At 63.6% G+C, this 15,550-nt stretch carries 14 protein-coding genes; all 14 read left to right on the plus strand.

Annotated features, from left to right (window positions below; all coding sequences use genetic code 11):
• Positions 1 to 171: 171 nt before the first annotated feature.
• The 14 genes from xdhA (at position 172) to ACO07D_RS01865 (ending at position 15,457) form a co-directional block, all read left to right on the plus strand.
• The gene (gene xdhA, locus ACO07D_RS01800; RefSeq protein WP_421701221.1) at positions 172 to 1,548 is read left to right on the plus strand and encodes a xanthine dehydrogenase small subunit; all 1,377 of its coding nucleotides are present in this window, start codon (positions 172 to 174) and stop codon (positions 1,546 to 1,548) included.
• Positions 1,545 to 3,827, plus strand: a complete 2,283-nt coding sequence (gene xdhB / locus ACO07D_RS01805; RefSeq protein WP_421701222.1) for a xanthine dehydrogenase molybdopterin binding subunit — start codon at positions 1,545 to 1,547, stop codon at positions 3,825 to 3,827. Before xdhA ends, xdhB begins: the two co-directional genes overlap by 4 nt.
• On the plus strand, positions 3,824 to 4,816 hold the full coding sequence (gene xdhC / locus ACO07D_RS01810; protein WP_421701223.1) for a xanthine dehydrogenase accessory protein XdhC: 993 nt from the start codon (positions 3,824 to 3,826) through the stop codon (positions 4,814 to 4,816). Before xdhB ends, xdhC begins: the two co-directional genes overlap by 4 nt.
• The gene (locus ACO07D_RS01815; RefSeq protein ID WP_421701224.1) at positions 4,791 to 6,329 is read left to right on the plus strand and encodes an ABC transporter ATP-binding protein; all 1,539 of its coding nucleotides are present in this window, start codon (positions 4,791 to 4,793) and stop codon (positions 6,327 to 6,329) included. The genes xdhC and ACO07D_RS01815 overlap by 26 nt, the downstream gene beginning before the upstream one ends.
• A complete protein-coding gene (locus tag ACO07D_RS01820) occupies positions 6,326 to 7,411 on the plus strand; it encodes an ABC transporter permease (RefSeq protein ID WP_421701225.1) in 1,086 nt (361 codons plus the stop codon). Before ACO07D_RS01815 ends, ACO07D_RS01820 begins: the two co-directional genes overlap by 4 nt.
• Entirely contained in the window at positions 7,411 to 8,334 is a 924-nt protein-coding gene (locus tag ACO07D_RS01825; protein WP_421701227.1) for an ABC transporter permease, read from the plus strand. The genes ACO07D_RS01820 and ACO07D_RS01825 overlap by 1 nt, the downstream gene beginning before the upstream one ends.
• A gap of 79 nt (positions 8,335 to 8,413) precedes the next feature.
• Positions 8,414 to 9,070 carry an ion transporter gene (locus ACO07D_RS01830; RefSeq protein WP_421701228.1) on the plus strand — a complete coding sequence of 219 codons (657 nt, stop codon included), beginning with the start codon at positions 8,414 to 8,416 and terminating at the stop codon, positions 9,068 to 9,070.
• Between the two features lie 28 nt (positions 9,071 to 9,098).
• Positions 9,099 to 10,175, plus strand: coding sequence for a BMP family ABC transporter substrate-binding protein (locus ACO07D_RS01835; RefSeq protein ID WP_421701229.1), 1,077 nt, complete (start codon positions 9,099 to 9,101; stop codon positions 10,173 to 10,175).
• A 267-nt stretch (positions 10,176 to 10,442) separates the two neighbouring features.
• A complete protein-coding gene (locus ACO07D_RS01840) occupies positions 10,443 to 11,519 on the plus strand; it encodes an NAD(P)/FAD-dependent oxidoreductase (protein ID WP_421701230.1) in 1,077 nt (358 codons plus the stop codon).
• A 111-nt stretch (positions 11,520 to 11,630) separates the two neighbouring features.
• A complete protein-coding gene (locus ACO07D_RS01845) occupies positions 11,631 to 12,401 on the plus strand; it encodes a substrate-binding periplasmic protein (RefSeq protein ID WP_421701231.1) in 771 nt (256 codons plus the stop codon).
• Positions 12,402 to 12,463: 62 nt separating this feature from the next.
• Positions 12,464 to 14,368: a methyl-accepting chemotaxis protein gene (locus ACO07D_RS01850; RefSeq protein ID WP_421701232.1), complete on the plus strand. Its 1,905-nt coding sequence runs from the start codon at positions 12,464 to 12,466 to the stop codon at positions 14,366 to 14,368.
• Between the two features lie 57 nt (positions 14,369 to 14,425).
• Positions 14,426 to 14,911, plus strand: a complete 486-nt coding sequence (locus ACO07D_RS01855; protein ID WP_421701233.1) for a flavodoxin family protein — start codon at positions 14,426 to 14,428, stop codon at positions 14,909 to 14,911.
• A 77-nt stretch (positions 14,912 to 14,988) separates the two neighbouring features.
• Complete coding sequence (locus ACO07D_RS01860) at positions 14,989 to 15,177, plus strand: hypothetical protein (protein ID WP_421701234.1); 189 nt, start codon at positions 14,989 to 14,991, stop codon at positions 15,175 to 15,177.
• Complete coding sequence (locus tag ACO07D_RS01865; RefSeq protein WP_421701235.1) at positions 15,152 to 15,457, plus strand: hypothetical protein; 306 nt, start codon at positions 15,152 to 15,154, stop codon at positions 15,455 to 15,457. Before ACO07D_RS01860 ends, ACO07D_RS01865 begins: the two co-directional genes overlap by 26 nt.
• Positions 15,458 to 15,550: the final 93 nt, after the last annotated feature.

Here is a 15,550-nt window from a genome sequence, read left to right on the forward strand (position 1 = left end):
GTCACCCCGTGAAAGGGCCAATCCCCGCTACGCCCCTGCCACGAAAAACTTGCCAGATGATCAAATCTCGGCTTTCCTGTCTGCCGGAGAACAACAAATCCCGCGCCGCTTCTACGCCGCATCGAGGCTGCGCTTTTTGGGACCGACAGGGTAAGGCGGCGGGACTTTCTGATGGATATCTCCTTTCGTCTGAACGGAGAGCGTGTGTCACTGACCGGTGTGGATCCCACCCGGTCCGTTCTGGATTTTCTGCGCGAGGACAGGGGCCTGACCGGCACCAAAGAGGGCTGCAACGAGGGTGACTGCGGCGCCTGTTCGGTCGTGGTGGGCGATGCTGCGGGCATCCGCCCACAGAACGCCTGCCTGATGATGCTGGGCCACCTGGACGGCAAGGCCTTGGTCACGGTCGAAGGCTTGGCGGCGCCCGATGGAACACCCCATCCTGTGCAACAGGCGCTGGTAGATCACCACGGCTCGCAATGCGGCTTCTGCACGCCCGGATTTGCCACGGCTCTGGCGACTGGACATCTGCATTCAACCAAGGATATCAAAGCATTACTGAGTGGAAATTTGTGTCGCTGCACGGGATACGCCCCCGTTCTGCGCGCCGCCGACGCCGCGGCCACCCAGGCGCCCCCACCACATCTGAAAGCGGCGCTGGAGGCCCCCAAGGCCGACGCGAGCAAGGAGGCGGGCCCGGCCTGCCCGGGCTCCGTTGACGCGCTCGCAACCCTCTACGCGGATCATCCCGAGGCCACGCTGATCGCCGGCGCAACCGAAGTTGCGCTCGACGTGAACAAGGCGTTGAAGGACCTGCCCTTCCCGATTTTCCTTGGCCATGTCCAGGGATTCGATGAGGTCGAGATCACCGAGGGCCGGATAACCTTCGGAGCCGGAACCTCCATCGAGGCCCTGCGCCAGGTGATGTTCGACCATCATCCGGGATTTGCCGAGATGCTGACGCGCTTCGGCTCCGCTCAGGTGCGCGCCGCCGGGACGATCGGGGGCAACGTCGCCAATGGCTCGCCAATCGCCGAGACCCCGCCACCGCTCATTGCCCTCGGGGCCGATCTGCACCTGCGTCACCGCAATACGCGCCGCAGCCTGCCGCTTGAGGATTACTACGTTGCCTACGGCCGACAGGACCGTATGGAGGGCGAGTTCATCGAGGCCGTTTCGATCCCCCGCCAGCCGGACAACCTGCGCAGCTACAAGATTGCGCGAAGGTTCGATCAAGATATTTCCACGCTGCTTGGTGCCTTCAATATCCATGTAGAAGTAGGAAAAGTGCAATCTGCACGCATCGCTTTCGGCGGGATGGCAGGAGTGGTCAAACGGGCCGAAGCAGTTGAACAGGCGCTGATTGGCCAGCCTTGGACGTATGAGACGATCACTGCCGCACTTGAGGTCTTTGCCACTGATTTCACCCCGATCTCCGACCTGCGCGCGGGCGTGGATTACCGACGCGAGGTCGCGCGCAACCTGCTTCTGCGCTATTGGCACGAGGATCAGGGCACGCCCGCTGCAATCGAGGAGGTGACGCCATGAGCATCGGTACGCCTCTACCCCACGATTCTGCCGCGCTGCATGTTTCAGGGTCCGCGCGCTACCTCGACGACATTCCGCTTCCGGCGAATGCGCTGCACCTGGCCTTTGGCCTGTCCGAGGTCGCGCGCGGGCGTATCCGGGGGCTGAACCTCGATGCGGTGCGCGCGGCGCCCGGGGTCACAGCCGTCATCACCGCAGCCGATCTGCCCTTCGCCAACGACGTCTCGCCGTCGGTCCACGATGAACCTCTGCTGGCCGAGGATGAGGTCTTCTACCACGGGCAACCGATATTCCTGGTCGCCGCCGCCTCCCACCGTGCCGCCCGCAAGGCCGCACGGCTGGCCAAGATCGATATCGAGGCCCTACCTGCCCTCATCACCATCGACCAGGCCCTGGCCGCGAACAGCCGGTTCGAGGACGGGCCGGTGATCTGGCAGAATGGAGATATCGAAACCGCCCTCGCCGGGGCCGCACATGTGATCGAAGGCACGGTCGAGTTGGGCGGGCAGGAGCATTTCTACCTCGAAGGCCAGGCCGCCGCCGCGCTGCCGCAGGACAATGGTGACATGGTCGTGCACAGCTCGACCCAGCATCCGACCGAGATCCAGCACAAGGTCGCCGAGGCCCTGGGCCTGCCGATGCATGGGGTACGGGTCGAGACCCGGCGCATGGGCGGCGGTTTCGGCGGAAAAGAAAGCCAGGGCAATGCCTTGGCCGTTGCCTGCGCCGTGGCCGCTGAGGCAACCGGGTGCGCCTGCAAGATGCGCTATGACCGGGATGACGACATGGTCATCACCGGCAAACGGCACGATTTCCGTATCACCTACCGGATCGGCGTGGACAACACCGGCCACCTCCTAGCCGTCGATTTCACCCACTTGGTGCGCTGCGGCTGGGCCCAGGATCTGAGTCTTCCTGTCGCCGACCGTGCCATGTTGCACGCCGACAATGCCTATCACATCCCCACCATGCGGATTGAAAGTCACCGGCTGAAGACCAACACCGCCAGCGCAACCGCCTTTCGCGGCTTTGGCGGCCCCCAGGGCATGTTCGGCATTGAACGGGCGCTGGACCATGTGGCGCATGAACTGAATATGGACCCGGTCGAGCTGCGGCGGCGCAATTTCTATTCGGAACCCAATGCCCCACGCCAGAGCACCCATTACGGTATGGAGGTCGCGGATTTCGAGCTTCAGCCGATGGTGGAGGAGCTGCTGCAACGTGCGGACTACAAGACCCGTCGCGACGCCGTGGACGCCTGGAACCGTGACAACCCAGTGCTGAAGAAAGGCCTGGCGCTGAGCCCGGTGAAGTTCGGCATTTCCTTCACGCTCACCCATCTGAACCAGGCGGGCGCACTGGTGCATGTCTATCAGGACGGGTCCGTGGCGATGAACCATGGCGGCACCGAAATGGGCCAGGGGCTGAACCAGAAAATCGCGCAAGTAGCCGCGCGCGTGTTTGGGATCGGGCTTGACCAGGTGCGCATCACGGCCACTGATACGGCGAAAGTGCCCAATACCTCTGCCACAGCGGCCTCATCCGGATCCGATTTGAACGGCATGGCCGTGAAAATTGCCTGCGAGACGATCAAATCCCGCATCGTGCAGCATTTGTGTAAGGAACATGCCATTTCTGCCGAAGAAATCCTCTTTGAAGATGGAAAAGTGCAAGTGGGTAATCAGGTCTTTTCCTTCGCCGAAGTTGCACAAATCGCGTATCTGGCCCGGATCAGCCTATCTGCAACGGGTTATTACCGTACGCCGAAACTGTCCTGGGACCGGACCCGCGGCCAGGGCCGCCCGTTCTTCTATTTCGCCTATGGCGTGGCCGCCACCGAAGTGGTGATCGACACGCTGACCGGCGAAAACCGTATCCTGCGCGCGGACATCCTGCATGACGCGGGCGCCAGCCTGAACCCGGCGTTGGACATCGGCCAGGTCGAGGGTGGCTATGTGCAGGGCGCGGGCTGGCTGACGATGGAGGAACTTCTGTGGGACGACGACGGCCGCTTGCTGACCAATGCGCCCGCCACCTACAAGATCCCCACCGCGCGCGATGCGCCGGAGGTGTTCAACGTGTCGCTCTGGGATGGCGAGAACCGCGAGGAGACGATCTATCGCTCCAAGGCGGTGGGTGAGCCGCCCTTCATGCTGGGCATCAGCGCCTTCCTCGCCCTGTCCGACGCGGTGTCCGCCTGCGGTCCCGGCTATCCGGCGCTGGATGCGCCTGCCACGGCGGAGCGTATCCTGGCCGCCATCAACCGGGTGCGCGCATGAGCTTCGACCTGGACATCCTGCGCGCCGCTGTGGCGCGCCATGGCCGGGTCGCGCGGGTGGTGGTGGCGGATGTGGTCGGCTCCGCCCCGCGCGAAGTCGGGGCGGCAATGCTGGTCTGGACCGAGGACGGCACGACCTGCCAATCCGGCACCATCGGCGGCGGTGAGCTTGAATTGCGCGCCGCCGAACGCGCGCTGTCCGCCCCTTTCGTTGAGCGCATTCCCCTGGGTCCATCTTTGGGCCAATGCTGCGGCGGGGCGGTTACCTTGCTCTGCGAACACTTCGACGCAGATACCCTCGAACCTCTTGAAAACCAACAGGTTCACACCCGCAGCCTCACCGGAACCGAGATGCCGCTGGCGGTCAAGCGCCTGATCTCGCAGGCCCGCAACCAAGGCAACCAACCCGCACCGCAAACCCTGCAAGGGTGGTTCATCGAACCGATCAACCGGACCCGCATGCCGCTCTGGATCTATGGCGCAGGCCATGTCGGACGGGCCATCGTGAGCGTCCTGGCGCCGCTTGATCATTTCGACGTGACCTGGGTGGATACCGGGCCGGAACGGTTCCCTACGGAGCTGCCACAAGGCGTCACCGCCCTGCCGACACCGCATCCCGACCGCGCCACCGCCTTGGCGCCGGATCAGGCACGGCACTTGATCCTGACCTATTCGCACACGCTGGACCTGGCACTGTGTCACGCGATTCTCTCGCGGCCCTTCGAAAGCGCGGGCCTGATCGGTAGCGCAACGAAGTGGTCCCGTTTTCGTGCCCGTCTGGCCGCCATGGGCCACGCGGAAGCGCAAATTTCACGCATCGCCTGTCCAATTGGCGACCCATCCTTGGGCAAAGCGCCGCAGGCCATTGCGGTCGGGGTCGCCGCCGCGCTACTGAAAGACGCGGCCCAACAGGACAATGACAATGGACAGGCCAACAGGGGACAAGTCTTTGACGACACAGGGGATGGCAGACGTACTGCTGAATCTTGAAGGGCTCAGGAAGGCCTATCCGGGGGTGGTGGCGAATGACGATGTGTCCTTCGCGATCCGCCCCGGCGAGGTGCATGCGCTTCTGGGGGAAAACGGCGCGGGGAAATCGACCCTGGTCAAGATGATCTATGGGCTGGTGAAGCCCGATGCGGGCGCCATGACCCTGAACGGTGAAAGCTTCATCCCCGCCAACCCGGCCGCCGCCCGGGCCGCGGGCGTCGCGATGGTGTTTCAGCATTTTTCGCTTTTCGATGCGTTGAACGTGGCCGAGAACATCGCCTTGGGCATGGATAACCCCCCGCCGCAACGCGAACTGTCGGCGCGCATCCGCAAGGTCAGCCAGGACTACGGCCTGCCGCTGGATCCGGAGCGGGTGGTGGGCGACCTGTCCGCAGGCGAACGCCAGCGGGTCGAGATCATTCGCTGCCTCTTGCAGGACCCGAAACTCTTGATCATGGACGAACCCACCTCGGTGCTGACACCGCAGGAGGTCGAGATCCTGTTTCACACCCTTCGCAAGTTGACCTCGGAAGGCACGGCAATTCTGTATATTTCTCATAAGCTTGAGGAAATCCGTGCACTCTGTGAACATGCGACGATCCTGCGGCTGGGCAAGGTGGTGGACACCTGCGACCCGCGCGAGAAATCGGCGCGCCAACTGGCCGAGATGATGGTGGGCACCTCGTTACATGTGCCGGAACGCAAGCCCGCGCAGGCCACGCGACTGGTGCTGGAGGTTGATGGGCTGAATATGGCAAGCCCCGGCGAGTTCGGCACCGATCTGAGGAACATCAACCTGCAGGTTTTCGGCGGCGAGGTGCTGGGCATCGGCGGTGTCGCGGGCAATGGGCAGGACGAGCTGCTGCTGGCGCTGTCAGGCGAGCTTCTCTGCCCCGGCGCGATCCGGCTGATGGGGCAGGACGTGGGGCATCTTGGCCCGAACCAGCGTCGCGCCAAGGGACTTCTGGCCGCTCCGGAGGAACGACTGGGGCACGCCGCCGCGCCGGACATGTCCCTGACAGAAAACGCGCTTTTGACCGGCTCCTTGCGCAAACACCTGGCCGAAAACGGGTTCATCAAGTGGAGTGCCGCCGAGGCCTTCGCCCTGCGCATCATCGAGAACTTCGACGTGCGCACCCCGGGGCCTGAGAATGCCGCGCGTTCCCTGTCCGGCGGCAATCTGCAGAAATTCGTCATCGGGCGTGAGATCATGCAGCGGCCGGAGGTGCTGGTGGTGAACCAGCCGACCTGGGGCGTGGATGCCTCGGCGGCCGCCGACATCCGCCAGGCGCTCTTGGACCTGGCCCATCACGGCGCCGCCGTGGTGGTGATCAGCCAGGACCTGGACGAGCTGATGGAGGTGGCTGACCGGTTCACCGCCCTCAATGAAGGTCGGTTGGCCGATCCGGTGCCCACCGCCGGGCTGACGGTCGAGGATATCGGCCTGATGATGGGCGGCGCCCATGACATGAAGGACATTGCGCCTGAGCAAGCGGTAGGAGGTGACGCATGATCCGCCTGGAAAAACGCCCCTCTCCGTCCAGGTTCTGGGCCGGTGTCACGCCGATCCTGGCCGTCATTGCAACGATGATCGCGGGCGGCATCCTGTTTACCTTCCTCGGAAAAGACCCAATCGAGGCCATTCGCACAATCTTCTGGGACCCGCTGTTTCACGAGACCTTCGGCCCTTACTCCCGCCCGCAACTGCTGGTGAAAGCCGGGCCGCTGATCCTGATTGCCATCGGCCTGTCGCTGGGATTTCGCGCAGGCATCTGGAACATCGGTGCGGAAGGCCAATACATCATGGGTGCCATCTGCGGCGCCGGTGTCGGCCTGGCCTTTTACCCCTCCGAGAGCTTCCTGATCTTCCCGGCCATGGTGCTGGCGGGCGCGCTTGGCGGCTGGGCCTGGGCGATGATCCCCGGCATCCTGAAAACCAAGTTCGGCACCAATGAGATCCTGGTCAGCCTGATGCTGGTCTATGTGGCGGAAAGCTGGTTGGCCTCGGTCAGCCAGGGTCTTCTGCGCAACCCCGATGGCATGGGCTTCCCCGGCAGCCGCAACTTCAAGGACTTCCCGGCGGGACACAATGCCGAGATCATCGCGAACTCCGGTATGCATTGGGGCGTCGTTGCCGCCTTCATCGCGGTCATCTTCGCCTATGTGCTGCTGACGCGGCATATGCTGGGGTTCCAGGTGCGCCTGACCGGCGAAGCCCCGCGCGCGGCGCGGTTCGCAGGGGTGAACCCGACCCGCCTGGTGCTGTTCTGCCTGGGCATGTCCGGAGCTCTGGCGGGCATGGCCGGGCTGTTCGAAGTCTCGGGTCCCTCCGGACAGGTCACCATCGACTTCGGCTCGGGTTACGGCTTTACCGCGATCATTGTCGCATTCCTGGGGCGTCTGCACCCCATTGGCATCCTGCTAGCGGGGCTGCTCATGGCACTGACCTACATTGGTGGAGAGTTGGCGCAGCTGATGCTGGGCCTGCCCGCAGCGGCCATCCAGATGTTCCAGGGCATGCTGCTGTTCTTCCTGCTCGCCATGGACGTGCTGTCGAACTACCGCATTCGGTTTGCCTGGAAGGAGGCGGCGTGATGGACCTTGGACAAATCAATCCAATCCTGCTGATCGCCTCCCTGATGGTGGCGGCGACCCCGATCCTTCTTGCGGCCATTGGCGAAGCCGTGGTCGAAAAGGCGGGCGTGCTGAACCTGGGCGTCGAGGGCATGATGATCACCGGCGCGGTGGTGGGCTTTGCCATCGGCGTCAACACGAGCAGCCCGGCCTTGGGTTTCGTCGGCGCAGCTTTCGCGGGCGCGGCTCTGTCGATGCTCTTTGCCGTGCTGGTGCTGTTTCTGCTGTCCAACCAGGTCGCCACCGGGCTGGGCCTGACGCTCTTCGGGCTGGGCCTGTCTTCACTGATTGGTAAGCCCTACGAGGGCATGAAGGTGCCGACGCTGGCAAAATGGGACATTCCGCTCTTGTCCGACATCCCGGTCCTGGGACCGATCCTCTTCAATCACGACCCGATGGTTTACGTGAGCCTGATCCTGATCGCCGCGGTTTGGTACGTGCTGAAATTCACCCGTGCCGGGCTGATCCTGCGCGCTGTGGGCGAGAATCATGATGCAGCGCACCAGCTGGGCTACAAGGTCGTGCGCGTGCGCATGATGGCGATTGGCTTCGGTGGTGCCTGTGCAGGGCTGGGCGGGGCCTATATCTCGCTCGTGCGCGTACCGCAGTGGGTCGAGGGCATGACCGCGGGCGCGGGCTGGATCGCGCTGGCGATCGTGGTCTTCGCCTCCTGGCGGCCCTGGCGGGTGCTGCTGGGCGCTTATCTGTTCGGCGGCATCACCGTGTTGCAGTTGAACCTGCAGGCCGCGGGCGTGGCCATCCCGGTCGAATACCTATCCATGTCGCCCTATGTCATCACGATCCTCGTGCTGGTCGCCATCTCGCTCAAGGGCAAGCACGGCGCGCCAGGCAGCCTGGGCCGTATCTTCCACGCATCGCATTGAGGCGCAATTGACCCGACACGAGATCATAGAGGTCCTGGACGGCTACCACCCGAGGCTCGGGAATACGGTGGCCCTGGGGATGAATGGTCTCATCCTGCTGTCGGCCCTGGCCATCGCCTTGGAAACGGAACCCAGCCTGCCTGAGGGGCTGCGCCGTGGCCTGTTCAGCTTCGAGGTGGTCCTGCTGGGCATTTTCACCATCGAATACATCCTGCGCCTGACCTGCTCTCCCCGCCCGCTGAAATACGCCTTCAGCTTTTGGGGGCTGATCGACTTCCTGACCATCGTGCCCGCTATCGCTCTTCTGACCCCGCAATGGCAGGTGGTGCGTGCCTTCCGCCTGATCCGACTGGTGCGGCTGTTGAAGCTGTTCCGCACCTCACGTGCATTGAATCGGCTGATCCATGCCATGCATGAGGTGCGCGGAGAGTTGATGATTTTTGCCGTGGTTTCGGGCCTGATGCTTTATGTCGCCAGTGTTGGCATCTATATCTTCGAACACGAGGCCCAGCCGGAGGTCTTTACCTCGATCCCTGTCAGCCTTTGGTGGGCCGTCGCAAGCTTCACGACCGTGGGCTATGGCGATATGGTTCCGATAACCCTGGGCGGGAGGATTTTTACCACGCTCGTTCTTTTCACCGGTCTGGGCATCATTGCCGTGCCCTCGGCCATTGTAACCACCGCCCTTCTGGAAGCCGAGAAAGAGCTTCATACGGGCGGCACCAAACCTGACTGAACCATCAAGGGAGATTGATATGCGTTCCATGAAAACTCTTCTGGCCTCGGCCGCCATGGCGATTGGCCTGGCCGGTGCGGCCCAGGCTGACGACCCGACCAAGGTCGGCTTCATCTATGTGGGCCCCGTCGGCGACGGTGGCTGGACCTATGAACACAACCAGGGTCGCCTGGCCGTCGAAGAGCATTTCGGCGACAAGGTTGAAACCGTGTACCAGGAAAGCGTGCCGGAAGGGGCCGACGCCGAACGTGCGATCACCCAGATGGCGCTGGCCGGGGCCGACCTGATCTTTACCACCTCGTTTGGCTACATGGACCCGACCATCAACGTCGCTGCCAAGTTCCCGAACGTGAAGTTCGAGCACGCCACCGGCTACAAGCAGGCGGACAACGTGTCGGTCTATTCGGCCCGTTTCTATGAAGGTCGCGCCGTACAGGGCCACATTGCCGGCAAGATGACCGAGTCGAACATCATCGGCTACATCGCCTCCTTCCCGATCCCCGAGGTCGTCCGCGGCATCAACTCGGCCTATATCCACGCCAAACGCGTGAACCCGGATGTGCAGTTCAAGATCATCTGGGCCTACACCTGGTTCGACCCGGCGAAGGAAGCCGACGCGGCCAAGGCGCTGATCGAACAGGGCGCCGACGTGATCCTGCAGCACACTGACTCGACCGCCCCGCAGGCCGCCGCCCAGGAAGCCGGTAACGTGATCACCTTCGGCCAGGCCTCGGACATGGGTGAATATGCGCCGCATCCGCGCGTGAGCTCGATCATCGACGCCTGGGCCCCCTATTACATCGCCCGCACCCAGGCGGTGATGGACGGCACCTGGGAGAGCGTTTCGACCTGGGACGGCATCGGCGCCGGCATGGTCGGCATCGGTGAGATCTCCGACGCGGTTCCGGCTGACGTGAAAGCCGAAGCCGAAGCGCTGCGTGACGCGCTGGGCTCGGGTGAATACCACGCCTTTACCGGTCCGCTGAACAAGCAGGACGGCACCCCCTGGCTGGCCGCGGGCGAGACCGCATCCGACTATGGTGACGACGGGCTTGCTGGCATGAACTTCTATGTCGAAGGCCTGGAAGGCGAAATCCCGCAGTAAGAGCCGCAGGCTCTTACCCCGCGGCCCGGCGCAGCCGGGACGGTAAAGCCAAGCGAAGCCCCCGCTCAGGCGGGGGCTTTTCCGTTTGGCAACGCCAGCCATGGGCGATGTCGCCTGCGGCGGGCGGGGCGCTCCCGCCCTTCGAGCGGCGCAGCTGCGCTGCTTGCCGAAGGTTGGGCGTGGCGCGTTTTGCTGCGCAAAACGCGCTTCCCCCCGCTCAGGGTCCATGACAATCTCCGCGCAAGCGGTCCAAGGGGAGCGGAGCTCATGAGCCAAGAGAGCGATTTCATTGTCATCGGCGGCGGCATCGCCGGTGTTTCGGCGGGCGCAGCCCTGTCGGCGCTCGGCAAGGTCACTCTACTGGAGGCGGAAAGCGCACTCGGCTACCACGCCTCGGGTCGCTCGGCGGCTCTGTTCGTCGAGGGCTACGGCAACCCGGCGGTGCGTGCCCTGACAACCGCCTCCTATGACTACCACCACCAGGTCGGGGTCTTGTCCGATCGCGGGTTGATGCTGGTGGCCGGAGCGGAGCGCGCGGAGGAATTCGGACAGGAATACCGCGATATGCATCTGGAGCCAATCGGTTTGGACGAGGCGCTTACCAGAATGCCCATCCTGAACCCGGGCCGAATCGCTCACGCGGCCTTCAGCACGGATATCTGGGACATCGACACCGACCTATTGTTGCAGGGTTACGCACGGATCCTACGCGCACATGGCGAGATCGTGACCGGGGCCAGGGTGGAGGCGATCATGCGTACCCCCACAGGCTGGGAAGTCATAGCGGACGAGCGGGACTACACCGCAAAGAAACTGATCAACGCCGCCGGGGCCTGGGTCGACGACGTGGCGCGCATGGCCGGGGTCCAGCCACTGGGCTTCACGCCCCTGCGCCGCTCGATGGCGCGCCTTCCGGCGCCGGGCGGGCGCAACGTCTCGGCCTGGCCGATGGTCTTCGGCTCCGGCAATGCCTGGTATGCCAAGCCGGATGCAGGTGCACTGCTGGTGTCACCCAGCGAGGAGGATCCCTGCGACCCTCATGATGCCTGGGCCGATGACATGGTCCTGGCCGAGGGGCTGGCACGGTATGAGGAGATGGTCACCGAACCGGTGACCCGGCTGATTTCGAACTGGGCCGGACTGCGCACCTTCGCCCCCGACCGCAACCTTGTGATCGGCCCCGACGCGCGTGACCCCAACTTCCTGTGGTGCGCGGGTCAGGGCGGATACGGGTTCCAGACCGCCCCTGCGACCGCAATACTGCTGGCCGATCTGGTCTCCGGCGCCAAAAGCGAGTTGCCGCTCGAAGCCCTTGAAAACCTGCGTCCAGACCGCCTCGGCTGATTAGTCGAAAGGATAAAACTGTTTAGAATTTTCGGCATCCCGTGAGCGCAAACCCTTTCTTGAGGGTTTGCGGACAACCCTTCCCGGACCACCACTCAGGAAGGGACCAATATGACCAAGACGACCACCGCTTTGACCCTGTCTCTCACCATGATGGCAGGAGCCGCCGCCGCTGACGACATACTCGTGATCGGGGCAGACCTGCCACCAATGATGATGGCGGGCGGCGACGGGCGCGAGGCGGAGATCATTCGCACCACGCTGGAACGCTGTGGCCACAGCGTGACCTGGGAACTGCAGCCCTTTACCCGCCACTGGGCCAGTTTCGACGCCGGCAGGGGCGACGCGGTAACCACCGTGCCCATGGGCATGCCCACCGCCGGAACCGCCAGCGTGGCCTATGTGAACTATCAGAACGGCGTCTCGTTCCTGGGGGCGCAAACCCCGGTCACCAGCCTTGGCGACCTTGCCGGGCGTAGCGTGGTGACGTTCCAAGGCGCCTCCGACATCCTGCCCGACCTGGGGGCGGCGACCGACAGTTTCTCGAGCTACCGCGAAGTGACCGACCAGATGGTGCACAGCCAGCTTCTGTTCTCGGGCCGGATCGACGCAGTGGTGGGCGACGGCATGATCTTTGCCGAATACAATCGGCAACTGGCGGCCAATGGCGACAACCTGGGATTCGATCCGAACCAGCACGTGCGTTTCAACGCCACCTTCGCACCGTCGAGCTACACCATGGCCTTCCGCAACCCTGCACATGCGGCGGATTTCGACCGCTGCTTCGCCGAAGCCACCACGGACGGCACCATCCAGGCGATCAATACGAAATGGGCAGATCGCTACCGCGACGTGCTGGGCGACCAGTACATGGGCTACTGAGCCCGCCGCGATTCAAGGGGCCGCGGACGCGGCCCTCCCCCGACGCTTGAAGGAAGCCCCGCATGACACAGCCCCTCCGCCTCCATTCCGTGAAGACCCGAATCCTCGGCTCGATTCTCGGCGCCCTGTTCCTGTTCATCGCGGGCTACACGCTGTTCTGGTCCACCCGATACACTCATCAGCTCGAAGCCACGTTCGAAGAGGAAATCACCCTGGCTCCGCATTTCCTGGCGGCCCCCATCTCCGATGCCATCTGGAACTTTCAGCCGGATATTGCGGCACATTCCTTGCAGGGGCTCGACGCCCTTTCCTTTACCGAATTTGCCCGGGTCATCGTGCGCGACGACGTGATGGCGGAATTCCTCGCGTTGGAGGCCTGGAAACCGCACTGGGACGGGGCGATCGGGCGGTTTGACCTGGCATCAACCGAAGAGCAGATCCGCACCGAGGGGCACGAAACCTTCATCGCCGAACCGCTTCTGACCGAGGAGGGCGAGCTTCTGGGGCAACTGGTCATCGGCTTTTCGCGCAGCGAGATCGAGGGCTTGATCCGCAGCGCCTATATCCAGGCCGGCGCAATCGGTCTGGGCATCTTCGTCGTCTTTGCGGCATTGGCCCTGTTCATCTCGAACTCAGTCACCGGGCCGTTGAACCGGGTGATTGCCCTGATCGACCGGATGCGCGACGGGGACACGGATTGGCACGCGGAAGATGCCGACCGACATGACGAGTTCGGTAAGCTGGGCCAGGCGGTCGAGGAGTTCCGCGACAACCTTCTGGACAAGCAGCGTCTGGAGCGGGAGGAGGCCGAGGCGCGTCAGCAGCAGCAAGAACTGAACGCCCGCCTTGCGAAAGAGGAAAAGGCTCGGGAAGAAGAGGCCCGCCGCGCCCGCGAGGAACGGGACGCTATCGAAGCGCAGGAGGCGGAACGCCAGGCTCAGGAAGAAGCCCGCCAGCGGGCCGAACGCGAGGCCCGCGCGGCAGAACAGCAGGCAGTCGTGACCGCCCTGGCCGATGGGCTTGGCGCGCTCGCCGCCGGGCGACTGACCTTTCGGCTGGAAACACCCTTTGCCGAGGGCTACGAGAAACTCCGCACCGATTTCAACGACGCCATTGGCGCTCTCCAGGCGGCCTTGCTGACGATTGCCGCCAATGGGGATGAGATCAACCGCAATACGACCGAAATCTCGACTGCCGCGAGCGACCTGGCGCGGCGCACCGAAACCACGGCGGCAACACTGGAACAGACAGCCTCCGCCCTGGACAGCATAACCGGGTCGGTTCAGCAAAGCGCCGAGGGGGCCAAGCGCGCCGATGACGTGGTGCGTGACATTCGCGCCAAGTCGGAAAACAGCGGAAAGGTCGTACGCAACGCGGTCAACAGCATGGCCGGCATCAAGGAGAGCTCGGACAAGATTGCCAAGGTGATCGAAGTGATCGACGGGGTCGCGTTCCAGACCAACCTATTGGCCTTGAATGCCGGGGTTGAGGCTGCCCGTGCGGGCGAGGCCGGGCGTGGGTTCGCCGTGGTGGCGCAGGAGGTGCGCGACCTATCCCAGCGTACCGCCGCCGCAGCACAGGAGGTGGGCGACTTGATTCGCATCAGCTCGGATCAGGTGGACCAAGGCGTGCAATCCGTGGACGAGGCTGGGCGCGCACTGGACAACATCCTGCACAGCATCCTTGATATCTCCAGCTTCGTGTCGGAAATCGCCAGCTCGGCCGTGGAACAGTCCACTGGGATTTCCGAAATCAACACCGCGATCACCCAGCTGGATTCGGCAACGCAACAGAATGCGGCCATGTTCGAAGAGACCACCGCAGCCAGCCAAGCCCTGAACGGCGAGGCCATGTCGTTGAGCGAAGCCCTTGCCCATTTTGACACGGGCCTGGGCCAGATCACACAGGCGGCAGACACAGGCACACCAGACGAGACTGCCCTTTGGCGCAGCCAACGCACCGGGTAGGCCCCCGCGCACCAGCCGGGCTTTGACATCCCGCCCGGGGGCGGCCAACATGCGCCCATGGCGGAACTTCTGATCGTCTACCACTCCCGTACCGGCGGCAGTCGACAGATGGCCGAAGCCGCTGCCGAAGCCGCGCGCGCCCACCTGTCCTGTACGCTTTTGCGTGCGGATGAGGCAGGGTCGGAACACCTTCTTTCAGCGGACGGATATCTTTTCGTCGCACCGGAGAACCTGGCCACCCTGTCAGGGCTGATGAAGGAGTTCTTCGACCGCTGCTACTATCCAGTTCTGGGCCGGATCGAGGGGCGCCCCTATGCACAGATGATCTGCGCCGGGTCCGACGGGCAAGGCGCAGCAAGACAACTGGCGCGCATCGCCACGGGCTGGCGCCTGCGTGAGGTTCAACCGCCCCTGATCATCTGCACCCACGCGCAAACGCCGGAGCAGATCCTGGCGCAAAAGACCCTAACCGAGGCGCAGATCTCCCAGGCACGGGAGTTGGGAGAAGCGTTCGGCGCGGGACTTGAAATGGGAGTGTTCTAACCCGTCGACGTGAGCAGCTTTTCAACCAACGCCCCGGCAGCCTCTTCTCAATCAGTACCCCCTGAGAACATTCATCAATGATCTATGACACGCTCTTCCACGGGCTCGCGCTCACCGCTTCCCTGACGTTCCTTTGCGGCATTTTCTACCTGATTTTGGCCGGCCAAGTCGCAATGGGCCTGCCGCCCCTCTACCGTCATATGGGCAGGACGTTTGGCTTCCTGCCGTCGCCAGCAGGACGTGCCTTTCGACAGCGGCTATTTTAGCAAAGGTATCGTCCTGAACCTTATCATAGCGATCATGTCAATCTGGGCGCAGGATTTTACGGGGATCGACGGCTTCGCCGTGCTGGGGTTCGGCTTGATCGGGGTCATGGCGTTCCGGGCTGGATGGCATGTGCGCCACCGTTTGCGAGAGCAGACCGGCGGCCCCCTGTACCTCCTCTGGCATCCGCTCACCCCACGCTGGCCCATGTGGCAATTCGACCTTTGGACGCTTGGCGTCGTGGGGCTCATCGGGACGTTCTTCTTAACCTCCCAAACATAAGCTGTGCCACCTATGGTACGTCCAGGCACGGACAAGGGCTTCTCTTCGAAGGAAGCCGATCCAAGGCCTCCCCACCCTGCACAGGCCTTCTGA

The organism is Aliiroseovarius sp. (assembly GCF_965228805.1).
In the GTDB taxonomy this organism is placed as follows: Bacteria; Pseudomonadota; Alphaproteobacteria; order Rhodobacterales; family Rhodobacteraceae; genus JASBTN01.